The organism is Microbacterium sp. Leaf179 (genome assembly GCF_001423785.1).
Taxonomy (GTDB): domain Bacteria; phylum Actinomycetota; class Actinomycetes; order Actinomycetales; family Microbacteriaceae; genus Microbacterium.
Genome location: NZ_LMPH01000003.1, coordinates 223,284 through 237,679, shown reverse-complemented (window position 1 = coordinate 237,679; position 14,396 = coordinate 223,284). Strand labels below are relative to the sequence as shown.

At 71.6% G+C, this 14,396-nt stretch carries 14 protein-coding genes; 4 read left to right on the top strand and 10 right to left on the bottom strand.

The features are described 5' to 3' along the window. Position 1: 1 nt before the first annotated feature. The 3 genes from ASF96_RS12610 to smc all read right to left on the bottom strand — a co-directional run bounded on the left by ASF96_RS12610 (position 2) and on the right by smc (position 4,975). Positions 2-502 (bottom strand): DUF2004 domain-containing protein, encoded by a 501-nt coding sequence (locus tag ASF96_RS12610; protein WP_055939821.1) that lies wholly within the window; start codon positions 500-502, stop codon positions 2-4. Between the two features lie 77 nt (positions 503-579). Further along, positions 580-1,452: a signal recognition particle-docking protein FtsY gene (ftsY, locus tag ASF96_RS12605; RefSeq protein WP_055939819.1), complete on the bottom strand. Its 873-nt coding sequence runs from the start codon at positions 1,450-1,452 to the stop codon at positions 580-582. A 4-nt stretch (positions 1,453-1,456) separates the two neighbouring features. After that, positions 1,457-4,975 carry a chromosome segregation protein SMC gene (gene smc, locus ASF96_RS12600; protein ID WP_055939817.1) on the bottom strand — a complete coding sequence of 1,173 codons (3,519 nt, stop codon included), beginning with the start codon at positions 4,973-4,975 and terminating at the stop codon, positions 1,457-1,459. Positions 4,976-5,436: 461 nt separating this feature from the next. On the opposite strand from smc, the gene ASF96_RS12595 reads away from it, so the two are divergent. Beyond that, on the top strand, positions 5,437-5,703 hold the full coding sequence (locus ASF96_RS12595; RefSeq protein ID WP_156458858.1) for a hypothetical protein: 267 nt from the start codon (positions 5,437-5,439) through the stop codon (positions 5,701-5,703). Positions 5,704-5,774: 71 nt separating this feature from the next. Then, positions 5,775-6,857, top strand: a complete 1,083-nt coding sequence (locus ASF96_RS12590) for a GNAT family N-acetyltransferase (RefSeq protein WP_055939812.1) — start codon at positions 5,775-5,777, stop codon at positions 6,855-6,857. A gap of 75 nt (positions 6,858-6,932) precedes the next feature. On the opposite strand, the gene mutM is transcribed toward ASF96_RS12590, so the two are convergent. The 6 genes from mutM to ASF96_RS12560 all read right to left on the bottom strand — a co-directional run bounded on the left by mutM (position 6,933) and on the right by ASF96_RS12560 (position 12,105). After that, a complete protein-coding gene (mutM, locus tag ASF96_RS12585; protein WP_055939810.1) occupies positions 6,933-7,823 on the bottom strand; it encodes a bifunctional DNA-formamidopyrimidine glycosylase/DNA-(apurinic or apyrimidinic site) lyase in 891 nt (296 codons plus the stop codon). Continuing rightward, entirely contained in the window at positions 7,816-8,508 is a 693-nt protein-coding gene (gene rnc, locus ASF96_RS12580; protein WP_055939808.1) for a ribonuclease III, read from the bottom strand. Before rnc ends, mutM begins: the two co-directional genes overlap by 8 nt. 22 nt (positions 8,509-8,530) lie before the next feature. After that, complete coding sequence (gene rpmF, locus ASF96_RS12575) at positions 8,531-8,740, bottom strand: 50S ribosomal protein L32 (protein ID WP_055836618.1); 210 nt, start codon at positions 8,738-8,740, stop codon at positions 8,531-8,533. A gap of 2 nt (positions 8,741-8,742) precedes the next feature. Continuing rightward, on the bottom strand, positions 8,743-9,237 hold the full coding sequence (locus ASF96_RS12570) for a YceD family protein (RefSeq protein ID WP_055836614.1): 495 nt from the start codon (positions 9,235-9,237) through the stop codon (positions 8,743-8,745). 147 nt (positions 9,238-9,384) lie between these two features. Then, positions 9,385-9,882, bottom strand: coding sequence for a pantetheine-phosphate adenylyltransferase (gene coaD / locus ASF96_RS12565; protein ID WP_055836612.1), 498 nt, complete (start codon positions 9,880-9,882; stop codon positions 9,385-9,387). A gap of 42 nt (positions 9,883-9,924) precedes the next feature. Further along, positions 9,925-12,105 (bottom strand): ATP-dependent DNA helicase RecG, encoded by a 2,181-nt coding sequence (locus tag ASF96_RS12560; RefSeq protein ID WP_055836609.1) that lies wholly within the window; start codon positions 12,103-12,105, stop codon positions 9,925-9,927. Between the two features lie 99 nt (positions 12,106-12,204). Between ASF96_RS12560 and rsmD the strand changes: the two genes are divergently transcribed. Then, positions 12,205-12,768, top strand: a complete 564-nt coding sequence (rsmD, locus tag ASF96_RS12555) for a 16S rRNA (guanine(966)-N(2))-methyltransferase RsmD (RefSeq protein WP_055939806.1) — start codon at positions 12,205-12,207, stop codon at positions 12,766-12,768. An 84-nt stretch (positions 12,769-12,852) separates the two neighbouring features. Here the strand turns inward: rsmD and thiL are convergent, their stop codons facing one another. Beyond that, positions 12,853-13,857 carry a thiamine-phosphate kinase gene (thiL, locus tag ASF96_RS12550; RefSeq protein ID WP_055939804.1) on the bottom strand — a complete coding sequence of 335 codons (1,005 nt, stop codon included), beginning with the start codon at positions 13,855-13,857 and terminating at the stop codon, positions 12,853-12,855. A 25-nt stretch (positions 13,858-13,882) separates the two neighbouring features. On the opposite strand from thiL, the gene ASF96_RS12545 reads away from it, so the two are divergent. Beyond that, positions 13,883-14,386 (top strand): DUF3515 family protein, encoded by a 504-nt coding sequence (locus ASF96_RS12545; protein WP_055939802.1) that lies wholly within the window; start codon positions 13,883-13,885, stop codon positions 14,384-14,386. Positions 14,387-14,396 lie beyond the last annotated feature (10 nt).

Sequence of the window (14,396 nt, the reverse complement as noted above, 5' to 3'; positions counted from 1 at the left end):
CTCAGTCGGCGCTGGTGACCGACTGCACCTGACCGTCGGAGCCCAGGTTCACCAGCAGGGCATCGTCGGTGGCGTCGGGGTCGAGGGCGTACTCGAGCACCGCGAAGGGGTCGGCTCCCCCGTGCTCGTCGGCGAGGATCGTCATGCTCATCAGCTGCAGCGCCTTGATGACGTCGATGTGCGTGTCACCGGTCACGTCGGTGAGGAAGTCCTCGAGCTCGTCACCCAGGGTGGCCTGCTGCTGCAGGATGTACTCCGTCACCTCGCTCGTGCGGGTGTCGAGCTCGTTCACCATGGCATTGCGCGCCACGAGGTCGATCGCCTCGAGCGTGGAGATGAGCGAGGCCGCGACATCGAGCGCGTCGACCGAGACGTCGTCCTGGTCGGGGGCGGTCAGGTCGACCGTGACGCTCTGATCGCCGAACTCCACGTTCTCCGACCAGAAGATCGAACCGTCGGGACCCGACTCGAGGAGTCCGAAGAAATCGTGCTCGATGGCCATGAGTCCATGTAAGCAGTCAGCCCCGACTTCGGGAAGGCGACCCGCCTGGGGCGCGGACTGCGATAAGGGTCCCGCGGTCAGTCGACGAGCGAGGCCGCGAACACGTGCGGGGTGAAACCGGTCAGGTCGTTGATGCCCTCGCCCTGGCCGAGCAGCTTGACGGGGATGCCGGTGAGTTCCTGCACGGCGAGCACGAAGCCGCCCTTCGCCGACCCGTCGAGCTTCGTGAGCACGAGGCCGGTGACCCCGGCACTGTCGAGGAAGGCCTGCGCCTGCATCAGTCCGTTCTGGCCGGTCGTGGCATCCAGCACCAGGAGGACCTCGCTGATGGGCGCCTGCTTCTCGACGACGCGCTTGATCTTGCCGAGCTCGTCCATGAGCCCGCCCTTGGTGTGCAGGCGCCCCGCGGTGTCGATGAGCACGATCTCGGTGCCGGTCTCTTTCGCGTGGGCGACGGTCTGGAAGGCGACGGATGCCGGGTCCTGGCCATCGTGCTGCGGGCGCACGATCGTCGCGCCGCCGCGCTCGGCCCAGGTGGCGAGCTGGTCGACGGCTGCCGCGCGGAACGTGTCGGCGGCACCCACCACGACCGTCCGGCCGTAGCGCTGCAGGAACTTCGCGAACTTGCCGATCGTGGTCGTCTTGCCCACGCCGTTCACCCCGACCACGAGCACCACGGCCGGCCGCTCGGTGAGTCGCAGGGTGGTGTCGAACTTCGCGAAGTGCTCCTCGAGCGTCTCGCGCAGCATGCGCTGCAGATCGCGCGGATCGGTCGTGCGGAAGCGCTCGACCTTCTCGCGCAGTTCGTCGATGAGGCGCTCGGTCACGTCGGGGCCGAAGTCGGCGGTCAACAGCGCCGTCTCGAGGTCGTCCCACGTCGTCTCGTCGATCGTGGGTTTGACGAAGAGTCCGCGCAGCGCGCGACCCAGCGACCAGGAGTTCTCAGCCATTGCTTCAGCTTACGGGGGCGGCTTCGCCCCGCGCCGCGGCGCGATCGCCCACGCGCTGTCCGACCACGGCCGACACGCCGTCCTGACGCATCGAGACCCCGTAGAGGGCGTCCGCGATCTCCATCGTGCGCTTCTGGTGGGTGATGACGATGAGCTGGCTGCTCGCGCGGAGCTTCTCGAACACCCCCAGCAGGCGGCCGAGGTTGGCGTCGTCGAGCGCCGCCTCGACCTCGTCGAGGATGTAGAAGGGGCTGGGTCGCGCGGTGAAGATCGAGGTCAGGAACGCCACGGCCGCCAGCGACCGCTCCCCGCCCGACAGCAGCGACAGCCGCTCGATCTTCTTGCCGACCGGGCGCACCGACACCTCGATGCCGGTGGTGAGCGGATTGTCGGGGTCGGTCAGCGAGATGCTCCCCGCCCCGCCCGGGAACAGGATGGGGAAGATCTCGGTGAAGGCGACCCGCGTGTCCTCGAAGGCCGCGACGAAGATCGTCTGCATGCGGTCGTCGAGCTCGGCGATGATCGTCTGCAGGTCGGCGCGCGTCTGCTGCAGGTCGGCGAGCTGCTCGGTCAGGAACGCGTGCCGCTGCTCGAGGGCCGCGAACTCCTCGAGGGCGAGGGGGTTCACCCGTCCCAGCTGGCCGAGCTTGCGTTCGGCTTCCTGCAGGCGCTTCTTCTGAGCCGCGCGGTCGAAGGCCACGCCGTCACCGTCGCCCTCGCCGGGAACGACCTGGTCGGGACCGTATTCCGAAATGAGAATGCTCTCGTCGAGCGCGAGCTCCGAGTGCACGCGTTCGAGAAGGCTGGTGATGTGCAGCTTCTGCTCGTGCATCTGCAGCTCGAGACCGTGGACGCTCTCGGTGAGACGCGCCAGGCGCTCGCGCACCCCGCTCTCCTCCGCGCGCGCTCGGCTCAGCTGCTCGGTCACGGCCGTTCGGGCCGACTCCGCGGCGGCGAGCTCGACGCGCGCCTCGCTCACCGATCGATCCACGGAGTCGAGCACCGCCGGGAGGTGCCCGGCGACCTCGGCGGCGATCTCGCGCTGCGCGCGACGGATGACCGTGCGTCGCGCCGCCTCGTCGGCCGCCGCGCGCTCTCGCTCCCGCTGCTGCTCGAGCTGCACGATGCGGGCCTCGCCCGCGCGCACCCGCTCGCGGAGCGTCTCGATGTCGAGTCGCGCCCGCATCTCCCCCTCGCGCGCCGCCTCGACCTCGGCGAGGAATCCGTCGCGCGCCGACACGTCGAGGATGGGGCGGGGCGTCTCCTGGGCACGGCGCAGCGCCTCCTCGGCGACGCGGGCGGTGGCCTCTGCCTCGGCGACGGCGGCCTCGGTCTGCGCGAGTCCGGCCGCCAGACGTTCGCACTCCGCCACGGCGGCCTCATGCCGCACCGTCACGCGGTTCACCTTCTCGGCGTGCGCCGCCAGCGCGGCGTCGTGCGCGCGCAGGGTCGACAGCGCGTCCTTGGTGCGTTGACGCGCCTCGCTCTGGTGACGCTGCTCGTCGCCGAGCGCCTCGCGCAGCGAATCGGCGATCACGACGATCTCGTCGAGTCGCTCGCTCGCGGCGGCGCGTTCGGCCGCGAGCTCGAGGCGCGAACCGCCCGCTCCCGAACCGGCGCGCAGGGTGCGCGCGGTCAGCACCTCTCCGGCGCGGGTCACCAGGGTGATGTCGTCGGCGAGCGAGGGCAGAGCCCTCCGGGCGGTCGCCAGGTCGTCCACGACGACCACCCGCGACAGGATGGCGCTCACCCCCGACGAGGCCGTGACGACCTGTGCGGCGGGCACCCCGCCCTCCACCGTCGGCGAGGCGTCCGAGACGGCGGCATCGGCGATCGCGATCTCGACGAGCCCCAGATCCGACTCGGCGGCCGTCCGGGCAGCGGCGAACGCCGCGTCGATGTCATCGACGAGCAGACCCTCCGCGAGGGTGCCGAGGGCGGCGGCGATCGCCGCCTCGAAGCCGGCCGTCACCCGCACGTCGTCTCCGACGAGCCCCCGGATGCCGGTGCCGCCGGCCGCGATCAGTTCGGCCGCGGCGTTGCGCACGTCCAGTGCACGTCCGAGCGCGGCCGTCTGCGCCGACAGCGCGTCGCGTTCGCGCTCGGCCGCGTGCAGGCGTTCCCGCAGCGCCGCCACCTGCGTCTCGGCGTCGTTCGCGTCGCGCTGGGCGCGCTCGTACGCCGTGGCGTGTTCGACGGTGGACGCTTCGGGCACGACGTCGGGATCGAGCGCCGCCCGCGCCTCTTCCGCTTCGGCGCGCCGGGCGAGCGCGGCCTCGAGCGCACGCTGCTGACGCTCCACGCCCGCGCGCACCGCGGTGAGGGCCGAGTGGGCGGCATCCGCGGCTCCGCGCAGGGTGGTGAGGCGCATGTCGTGCTCGGACACCAGCGCGCTCTGCGCGGAGATCTCGGTGTCGAGGGCGTCGAGCTCGGCGCGCGCCCGCGCCACGGCCCGTGCGGCATCCGCGGCGGCGTCGTGCGCGTCTCCGAGACCGGCCGCGATGTCGTCGATCTCGGCGCGAACGTCGTCGATCATGGTCTGCGTCACCGTGGGGGCGAACCCCGCGCCGTCGGCGTCGTCGTCAGCGAGCAGCGTCAGACGCTGACCGGCCAGGCTGTAGAGCCCGCGCAGACGCTCCTGCACCTGCTCGAGCGCGAAGGCGACGCTGCGCGCACGGTCGACCGCCTCGGAACGCTGGTCGTTCTCGAGCCGCTCCACCCGCTGACGCAGCCCATCGGCCTGCTCCTGCAAGCCCAGGCGTTCGGTGTGCCGCTCGCTCTCGGCGCGGGCGGCGTCGGCGAGCTGCCCGCGCAGGCGCACCAGTTCGTCAGCGTACAGCCGGGCTTTCGCATCGCGCACGACCGCCGCGATCGTCGCGGCCTCGCGTGCGACCTCGGCCTGCTTGCCGAGCGGCTTCAGTTGGCGTCGCAGCTCCCCCGCGAGGTCGCTGAGACGGGTGAGGTTGGTCTCCATGGCCTCGAGCTTGCGCGCGGTCTTCTCTTTGCGACGGCGGTGCTTGAGGATCCCCGCCGCCTCTTCGATGAACCCGCGCCGATCCTCGGCCGTCGCCTGCAGAACGGTGTCGAGGCGGCCCTGGCCGATGATGACGTGCATCTCGCGGCCCAGGCCCGAGTCGCTCAGCAGCTCCTGCACGTCGAGAAGGCGGCACGTCTGTCCGTTGATGGCGTATTCGCTCGCGCCGGTGCGGAACAGCGTGCGGCTGATCGTCACTTCGCTGTAGTCGATGGGCAGGGCGCCGTCGCTGTTGTCGATCGTCAGGTGCACCTCGGCGCGCCCGAGGGGTCCACGCGTGGACGTTCCGGCGAAGATGACGTCTTCCATCTTGCCGCCGCGGAGCGTCTTCGCTCCCTGCTCGCCCATCACCCAGGCGAGCGCGTCGACGACGTTGGATTTCCCCGATCCGTTCGGCCCGACGATGCAGGTGACGCCGGGTTCGAGGGCGAAGGTCGTGGACGAGGCGAAGGACTTGAAGCCCTTGAGCGTCACGCTCTTGAGGTGCATGTCACCCCGCCTTCCCGCGATCGAGTACGGCCTCACGGTACCCGAGATTCCGCGGGATTCCGCGGCGCCAAGCCGTGCACCGTCGTCGCGACGCGCCCGGCGGGCACGCCAATCTGGACGAACGCTTGACATTCGCGCGCACACCTCGCTAGCGTCGGTGGTCGCAACCGACGACGAAAGGAGGTCCTCCCATGATTCGCACTCTCACCGGCTTCACCGCCACCGGCTTCATCGCCGTTCCCGTGCTCTCCGCACCGTGCACCGGAGTGACCACCGCCGTCGGAATGCCCTCCCGCCAGGGTTGACCCGCCCCACGGGGTTGTCACCTCGCGTCGAGACGCCGTCCGTCTCCGCTTCCCGTGCCGCATCCCTCGGATGCCGTGCACCCGATCCTCTGGATCCTTCCCGTGCGAGCTCTGCTCGCGCGACTCTTTCCGCTCTCCTCTTCTCGGAGCCTCCGCATGAGCACTCTGCCCACGCGCGCGCCGCACTCTGTCTCGGCCGCGCCCGCCCCTCTCACCATTCCCGTCACCGACCACCCGGTCGGCCGCCTCGACCGACTGACCCTGCGTCTCGGCCTCTGGCTGCTGACCCGTCACGCCGCCCGGATCCACGCGATCGAGCGGCGCGCCGCCGCCGTCCACCGGGCACGGCAGCGCGACGCCCAGCGCACCCAGCGCGAACGCGACTGGTATCGCGCCGCCGCGCTGCAGCGTCCGCCGGCCTGACCCGGCAGTGCCGTCCCCTCGGGGGCGGCACTGCCCGCCCCCCTCTCCCCCACAAGAAAGACACACACGACATGACTTCCCTCCCCGCCGGCCTCGAGCTGCGCCCCCTGCACGTGCCGACCTCGATCGATGCCCCCGATGCCGCCGACTTCCGCGAGATGGCCCGGTTGCGAAACCTCGTCTACGCCGAGATCTCCGGACACGACGACAACTCCATGCCCGCCGACGAGCTGCTGCCGTCGTACCAGCCCGACCCCTCTCAGGTGCGTTACTGCTGGTTGACCGTGCTCGACGGCGAGGTCGTGGGCCGTGCCTCACTCGACCTGCCGCAGGAAGAGGGGGCGCGCACCGGGTTCTGGCTCGTGGAGCTCCGACGCTCCGCCTGGAACCGCGGCATCGGTCGCGCCGCCTTCGCCCTGATCGAGCGCACCGCGCGCGAGCATCACCGCACCGTGCTGCAGGCCTGGGCCGAGCATCCCGAGACCGACGGACCGCGGCTGGCCGCACCGACCGGATTCGGGTCCGTCCCTCGCGACCACGCGGCGCGCTTCTTCCAGGCCTCGGGGAGCACCCTCGAGCAGGTCATGCGCGTCAGCAGCCTCGACCTCGCCGGCGCCGCACCGCGGGTGCGGGACCTGCTCGACGAGGCCGAGCGCGCGGCCCGCGGCTATCGCGTCGTGCAGTGGGCGCTCCCGACCCCGGACGAGTTCGTCGAGTCCTTCGCCGCGATGAAGTCCCGCATGGTCACCGACGCCCCCTCGGCCGACCTCGAGTTCGACGAGGAGGTGTGGGATGCCGCGCGCGTCCGCCGCTTCGAGGCGACTTACCTCGACGCGGGTCGCCACATGCTCATCACCGCCGCGCAGCACGTGGACTCCGGGGAGCTGGCGGCGTTCACCGAACTCGTCATCGGCAAGGACCGCTCGGCGATGTCGCATCAGGAGGACACCCTTGTCACGGCGCCCCACCGCGGCCACCGCCTGGGGATGCTGGTGAAGTGCGCCGCCCTGCAGGCCTGGCGCGAGGTCGCCCCCGACTCTCCACGGGTGATGACGTACAACGCCGAAGAGAACCGCCCGATGCTCTCGATCAACGAGCGCATCGGGTTCGTTCCGGTCGCTTACGAGGGCGTGTGGAAGAAGGTGCTCGACTGACGTCCGCCCGACCGGGAGAGGTTCCCGCGCGTCCCGCGAACCGCGGCGCGCGGGAACCGGGCGCCGGCGGGTCGCTCACCGCACGCGCTGGCAGTGCGGACAGAAGTGGCTCGAGCGGTTCATGAACGACACGCGCACGATCGGGCGCCCGCATCGCGGGCACGGTTGCCCGGTGCGGCCGTAGGCGTTGAGCGAATGCGCGAAGTACCCGGCCTGCCCGTTCACGTTGACGTACTGCGCGTCGAAGCTCGTGCCGCCCTCGGCGAGGGCCTTCTCGAGCACGGCCTGCACCTCGGCCAGCAGACGGTTCACGGCACGGGTCGACAGAGCCGACGCCGCGGTCTCGGGGTGGATGCGCGCGGCCCACAGCGACTCGTCGGCGTAGATGTTGCCGATGCCGCTGGCCACGGTCTGATCCAGCAGCACGCGCTTGATGCCCGACGCGGTGCGCGCCAGACGCGCGCGGAAGCGATCGGCGCGGAAGGCGGGGTCGAGCGGATCGCGGGCGATGTGGGCCACCTGCGTCGGCACCCGGGCGAGGTCGGATCCACGCCCCGCCGCGGCGCCGTCGGCGGTGTCCACGAGGGTGTCGACCGCGAGCGACCCGAACGTGCGCTGATCGGCGAAGACCACCGACAACGGCCCGTGCGCAGGGTGCTCGAGCTCGATGCGGATGCGCTCGTGGCGCTCCTCGGGTGCCCCGGGAACACGAAGCAGCATCTGACCGCTCATGCCCAGGTGGGTGACGATGGCCTCGGTGTCGGAGACCGGCATCCACAGGAATTTGCCCCGGCGCACCGCCGACGAGATGCGGCGACCTGTGAGCTCGGCTTCGAAGTGCGCGGCTCCCCCGGAGTGGCGGGTGAGGGCGCGCTCGTCGCGCACGTCGACCGACGCGATGACGGCGCCGGTGACCGCGGGTTCGAGTCCCGCGCGGACGACCTCGACCTCGGGGAGTTCAGGCACGCGCGTCGAGTTCGCGCCAGGCGGTGAGGGCGGCGGCCATCTCCGCCTGCTTCTTGCTCGACCCGGCACCCGTGGTCACGACCTCGCCGACGGTCACGGTGGCCGTGAAGCGGCGATCGTGGTCGGGCCCGGTCGCCTCGACGCCGTAGACGGGAGCCGGAAGCCCCAGCCGCGCAGCGATCTCTTGCAGGCTGGTCTTCGGGTCCATCGCCGCGCCGTACCGCTCAGGGTCGGCGAAGAGCGGTTCGACCAGGCGCAGCACCATGTCGGTGGCCGCGTCCGGTCCCGCCGAGAGGAACGTCGCCCCGATCACGGCTTCCATCGTGTCGGCGAGGATCGAATCCTTGTCACGACCGCCGGTCAGGATCTCGCCCCGGCCGAGCCGCACGTGATCGCCGAGGCCGATGGTGCGCGCCACCTCGGCGAGGGCCACGGTCGACACGACGCTCGCGCGCCGTTTGGCGAGGCTTCCCTCGTCGAGATCCGGATGCCGGGTGAACAGCCGCACGGTCACGGCTTGGCCCAGCACCGAGTCGCCGAGGAACTCGAGACGTTCGTTGTGCGGGATGGCGCCGTTCTCGTAGGCGAACGAGCGGTGGGTCAGGGCAAGCGAAAGAAGCTCGGGGTCGATGTCGACCCCGAGCTTCTCGGTGAGCGCCTGGCGCTCGACGGTGTTTCGCGTCACAGTGTCTCGTCGCGGGCGACGATCAGACGTCGGCGACCTTACGGCCCTTGTACTCCATGAAGAGTTCGGTGCCCTGCGAGTCGGTGACGACCTTGGCCTGGTGGGGGCGGCTGTAGACGACCTTGCCGTTCTCGATGGTCTTCACCAGCGGGGTGGGTTCGGCCTTCCACTGCGCGCGGCGCGAGCGGGTGTTCGAGCGGGAGACTTTCCGCTTCGGGGGGTTACCTGCCATGGCTAGCTCTTCTCTGTCTTGGGGGCGGCGCGGAGCGCATCGCCGTCGTCTGGGGTGTACTGCTGGAGCGCAGCCCATCGAGGATCAACGGACGTCTGCTCCGTGTCGCCGGTGCTTTCCGTCAGCCTCTCGCCCGTATTCGGGTCGAGCCCGGGGCAGTCCGGCTGACACACCGGCTGGAACGGAAGCGACAGGACAATCGTGTCCCGGACCAGATTTTCAAGATCCACGTGGTCGTCTTGAACGTCGAAGTCACTCGCTTCGTTCCCAGGATACGTGAAAAGTTCCTGGAACTCGACTTCGACAGGCTCCTCGATGTCGATGAGGCATCGGCCGCACACGCCGGTGGCGGTGGTGTCGACGGTGCCGGACACGAGGATGCCCTCGTGCACCGACTCCAGACGCACCTCGATCTCGAGGGGCTCGGCCTCGGGGATCGAGACGAGTCCTTCACCCCACTTCTCGGGCGCGGGGATGTCGAGGCTGTGCTCGCGCATCTCTCCCGCGTGGTGCTCGATGTCACGTACGGGGAGTTGGAAGGGACCGGGTCGGCGGGTTCTCACGGTCGTCCATGCTACCCGCGCGCCCCTGAACACGGGCCGGATGCCGCGTCGCGACCCGCCGCGGACCGGTGGGACCCGCGGTCAGAGCCCGCGTGCCCCGGTGTCGAGGAAACGGGCGACGGCCGGGGGGACGTACGGCGACACGTCGCCGCCGAGCCCCGCGACCTGTCGCACGAGGGAGCTCGACACGAGCGCGTGCGAGGGATCGGGCAGCAGGAACACCGTCTCGACGTGGGCGAGGTCGCGGTTGACGATCGCCATCGGGGTCTCGTAGGCCACGTCCACCTGCGAACGGATGCCCTTCACGAGAACTCGGGCGCCGACCTCGGTGGCGTAGTCGACCAGGAGCCCCATGCTCCAGGCCGCCACGATGACGTCGCCCTCGATCCCGGCCTCCGAGATCGACTGCTCCAGCAGCGACTGCCGCTGCGCGAGGGGCAGCATCGCCTCTTTGCCCGGATTGTGCACGACCAGCACGTGGAGCTGATCGAACAGCCCCGCCGCGCGGCGGATCACATCGAGGTGACCGAGGGTCGGCGGGTCGAACGAGCCGGGGACGACGGCGATCCGGGGGTTCATGCCGTCAGCCTACCGACGACGCCCCGCACCCGGCCCGCGCCGTCACGACTTCGCGAGCGCCGCCCGCTCCTCCACGCCGACGCGGCGCTCGAGCGCGGCCGCCAAACCGGGATGCCGCTCCAGCGTCGGATCGTCGGCCAGCAGCCGCTCCCCCTCGGCGCGGGCTTCGGTGATGAGATCGGCATCGGTCACCACGCGCAGCAGTCGCAGCGACGAGCGCACGCCCGACTGCGCCCCGCCGAGCACATCGCCCTCGCCCCGCAGCTCGAGATCGACCTCGGCCAGCGCGAAGCCGTCGAGCGTGCTCGCCACGGCCTCGACACGCGATCGCGACGACGAACCCGGAGACGCCTCGGTGACCAGCAGACACAGGCCCGGCACCCCGCCGCGTCCCACGCGTCCGCGGAGCTGGTGGAGTTGCGACACCCCGAAGCGATCGGCCTCGAGGATCACCATGGTGGAGGCGTTCGGCACGTCGACGCCCACCTCGATCACCGTCGTGGCCACGAGGACGTCGATGTCGCCGCGCGCGAAGGCCTGCATCACCGCGTCCTTCTCGTCGGCCGGCAGCTTGCCGTGCAGGATCTGCACGCGGATGTCCGCGAACGACGGCATGCGCGACAGCATCTCTTCGACCTGCACGACGCCCCACCGGGTGCGGCCGCTCTCGGCGGCGGCCGCCGCGGCCGGGGCGTCGGCGGGTTCGTCGGTCTTCTCGTCGGCGGCGAGTTGTTCGGCATCGATGGCCGCGCACACGACGAACGCCTGGCGTCCGAGACGCACCTCTTCGGCCACCCGGTCCCACACCCGCGCGAACCACCCGGGCTTCTCGGCCAGCGGAGCCACGAACGATTGGATGCCGGCACGCCCGGCCGGCATGGTGCGGATGGTCGAGACATCGAGATCGCCGAACACCGTCATGGCGACGGTGCGCGGGATCGGCGTCGCGGTGAGTACGAGCGTGTGCGGCGATTCGCCCTTGGAGCGCAGTGCCTCGCGCTGCTCGACACCGAAGCGATGCTGTTCGTCGACGACGACGAAGCCCAGCTCGGCGAAGGTCGTGCGGGCGCTGAGCAGCGCGTGGGTGCCCACGACGATGCGGGCCTGCCCCGAGGCCACCCGGAGCGCGGCCTTGCGGCGCTCGGCGGCGGGCAGCTGGCCGGTGAGCAGGGTCGGCATGAGCTCGGGCGCGAGCTCGGGGCCCAGCATGCGGGCGATGGAGCGCAGGTGCTGAGCGGCGAGCACTTCGGTGGGGGCGATGAGTGCCGACTGCCCGCCCGACTCGGCGACCTGCAGCATCGCGCGCAGGGCGACGAGCGTCTTGCCCGACCCCACCTCGCCCTGCACGAGCCGGTTCATCGGCCAGTCGCCGATCATGTCGGCGGCGATCCGGGCCCCCACGCTCTGCTGGTCGGGGGTGAGCTCGAACGGCAGGATCGCGTCGAATCGCTCGAGCAGCCCGCCCGCGGCGGCGGGACGCTTCGTGGCCGACAGGGCCCGCACGAACTGCCGCTGCTGCAGCAGGGCGGTCTGCAGCACGAAGGCCTCGTGCATGCGCAGCGTCGCCACGGCCGGAGCGATGTCGTCGTCGTCTTCGGGCCGGTGGATGTGTTCGAGCGCCGTGCGGGCGTCGACGAGCCCTCGGCGCGCCCGCAGGTCGTCGGGCAGCGGATCGTCGATGTCGCCCACGGCGTCGAGCACGAGCGAGATGGTCTTCTGCACGAGGGGGCTGGGGACCGAGCTGGTGGCCGGGTAGATCGGGATGGGGCGCTTGGCGGTGACCTCGGCTTCGGCCCGGGCTTCGGCGATGTCGTCGAACAGCTCGTAGTCGGGGTTGGTGAGCTGTGTCTGCCGCCGGTACTCGCCGACCTTGCCCGAGAAGATGCCCCGGCGACCCGGGGTGAGCTCTTTCAGGCGCCAGGGCTGATTGAAGAAGGTCAGCGACATGCGCCCGTCGCCGTCGCTGATCACGACCTCGAGCAGGGACCCGCGGCGGTTCTGCATACGCCGCTCGCTCGCGCTCACGACCTCGGCCACGATGGTCACGGGCTCACCGAGCGGCAGCGTCGCGATCGGCGTGAGCTCGCCGCGTCGGGCGTAGCGACGCGGGTAGTGCTCGAGGAGTTCGCCCACGGTCTTCATGCCGAACGCGCGATCGAACGCGGCCGCCGTCTTGCCGCCGATGACACCGTCGAGACGGGAGGCGAGCGTGAGAGCGGGCATGCTCCGAGTCTAGGGAGAGCCGCCGACACCGTCGTCCGGCCGCATCGGCCTGTGCACGCGCGCGCGGTGACCGGCCGCGCCGGAGCCTAGGCTGAGACCGTGACGCGCATCATCTCCGGCCGCGCCGGCGGCACCGTCCTCGACGTCCCCCCGAAGGGCACCCGCCCCACCAGCGACCGCGTTCGAGAGTCGCTGTTCGGCGCGCTGGAGTCGGCGGGGCTGCTCGACGACGCCCGTGTCGCCGACCTGTACGCCGGCTCCGGGGCCCTCGGGCTCGAGAGCCTCAGCCGCGGAGCCGCCTCCGCGGATCTCGTGGAGCTGTCGGCCCCCGCGGCCGCGTTGATCCGCACGAACGCGGACCGCCTGCGCTCGGCCGGGGTGACCGCCCCCGCGCGGGTGCACCGCGCGAATGTGACGACGTTCCTGTCGGCATCCACCGCCGAGTGGGACCTCGTCTTCCTCGACCCGCCCTACGACCTCGGCGACGACGAGCTGACCCGGGCACTGGTCGCTTTGGCGCCCCGTCTGAGCGCGGATGCCACGGTCATCGTCGAGCGGGCCACGCGCTCGACCGCGCCCGACTGGGCGGCCGCCGGCCTCGAGGCCGAGCGCGACCGCGCCTACGGCGACACGACCATGTGGTGGGGCCGACCGACGCTCTGACGCCGGCGCTCCCGGGCTGGTGCGGGGAGTCGCCGGCCCGCACCGACGACGACACGGCCGACGGGCCCCGGACGGCGGCGGTGATCAGCCGCGACCCGCGTCCCAATCGCGGTAGGGATCCCAGCCGGTGCGCCCCGTCCACGCGCGGCCGTCCACCGTGACGGCGTCGGCGCCGCGCGGCACGACGGTTCCCACGCGATGACCGAGCGGCTCGGCATCCGGGGCGAAGGTGACGAGGAAGCCGTGGTCCTCCCCGCCCGCGAGAGCGAGGGCCGGGTTCTCGCCCAGGGTGGCGGAGTCGAAGGCCACCGTCACGCCGGAGGCGTCGGCCAAGCGGGTGGCGTCGAGAGCGAGGCCGTCCGACACGTCCATCATCGCCGTCGCCCCCGCGTCGGCCGCACGCAGAGCCTCGGCGAGGGGCGGGCGCGGAGCGAGCTGTCGCGACAGGGCGAGGGCGTCGACGGCGCTGAGCGCGGCGCGCGTGTCGTCGGTGACGGGCAGCGGCGCGCCCTGGGCGTCGGTGAACCGTCCGAACAGCACCTCGAGGCCTCTCGCCGCGAGCCCGAGTTCGCCGATGACGTAGACACCGTCGCCCGCCCGCGCGCCCGATCGGCGCACCGGCTCCCGACCGTCGAGGCTGCCGAGCGCGGTCACCGCGATGGTCAGCGTGTCCGAGACCGTGAGGTCGCCGCCCTCGACCGCGCAGCCGGGGGCGAGTTCCGCGCACGCGGCCGCGAGCCCGTCGGCGAATCCGCGCACGAACGAGACCGGCGTCGACTCGGGCATCGCCAGGGCGACGAGCAGGGCGATCGGTCGTGCCCCCATCGCGGCCACGTCGGCGAGGTTCACGGCCGCCGACTTGAACCCCAAGTCGAAGGGCGACGACCACGCCATCCGGAAGTCGGGGCCGTGCACCAGGGTGTCGGTCGTCGCGACCACGCGCCCATCGGGCACCACGAGCACGGCCGCGTCGTCGCCCGGACCCACCGGCGCCGTCGAGGGCGGAAGGCGGTCGAGGATGCCCCGCAGGATCTGCCCCTCGGACAGCTCTCCCACGGTGGTCTCACGGGTGGTCTCGGCGTCGGTCACCCCTCCACGCTATTAGCCTGGAGGGGTGCCCCGCTCAACTCGGACCCTCGCGCTCCTCGCCGCCGTCGCCCTGCTCCCGGGGCTGGCGGCGTGCAGCACGACCGTGCCGATGCAGCCCGCGAAGCTCGCCAACGACGCCGCGTGCGCCGAGGTCGTCTCGCGTCTGCCGGCCTCGATCTCGGGGCAGGACCGCCGCTGGACCGACGCGCAGGCGACCGGCGCCTGGGGCGACCCGGCCGCGATCCTCATGACCTGCGGCCTCGAAGCCCCCGGCCCCTCGACACTGCCGTGCCGCTCGTTCGACGGCGTGGACTGGATCGTCGACGAGTCGCAGGCCGACCAGAACCGGTACACCCTGACGACGTTCGGGCGTCAGCCCGCCGTTCAGGTCTTCCTCGACTACGACATCGCGAGCAGTGGCGACGTCGCCCAGGCGCTGGGCCCGCTCATCCGCCAGTACCTGCCCGCCACCGGTTCGGTGTGCACCTCGGTCTCGGACGCGACGCCGTCGCCGACCCCGACGCCCTGACCGGCGCGAC

Bases quoted from the DNA above. Each gene is read 5' to 3' on its own strand.
- ftsY (WP_055939819.1), bottom strand. From the start codon at position 1,452: ATGGCTGAGAACTCCTGGTCGCTGGGTCGCGCGCTGCGCGGACTCTTC.
- ASF96_RS12590 (WP_055939812.1), top strand. From the start codon at position 5,775: ATGACTTCCCTCCCCGCCGGCCTCGAGCTGCGCCCCCTGCACGTGCCG.
- coaD (WP_055836612.1), bottom strand. From the start codon at position 9,882: ATGAACCCCCGGATCGCCGTCGTCCCCGGCTCGTTCGACCCGCCGACC.
- ASF96_RS12595 (WP_156458858.1), top strand. From the start codon at position 5,437: ATGAGCACTCTGCCCACGCGCGCGCCGCACTCTGTCTCGGCCGCGCCC.
- ASF96_RS12610 (WP_055939821.1), bottom strand. From the start codon at position 502: ATGGCCATCGAGCACGATTTCTTCGGACTCCTCGAGTCGGGTCCCGAC.
- smc (WP_055939817.1), bottom strand. From the start codon at position 4,975: ATGCACCTCAAGAGCGTGACGCTCAAGGGCTTCAAGTCCTTCGCCTCG.
- ASF96_RS12570 (WP_055836614.1), bottom strand. From the start codon at position 9,237: ATGCGCGAGCACAGCCTCGACATCCCCGCGCCCGAGAAGTGGGGTGAA.
- rpmF (WP_055836618.1), bottom strand. From the start codon at position 8,740: ATGGCAGGTAACCCCCCGAAGCGGAAAGTCTCCCGCTCGAACACCCGC.
- ASF96_RS12560 (WP_055836609.1), bottom strand. From the start codon at position 12,105: ATGCCCGCTCTCACGCTCGCCTCCCGTCTCGACGGTGTCATCGGCGGC.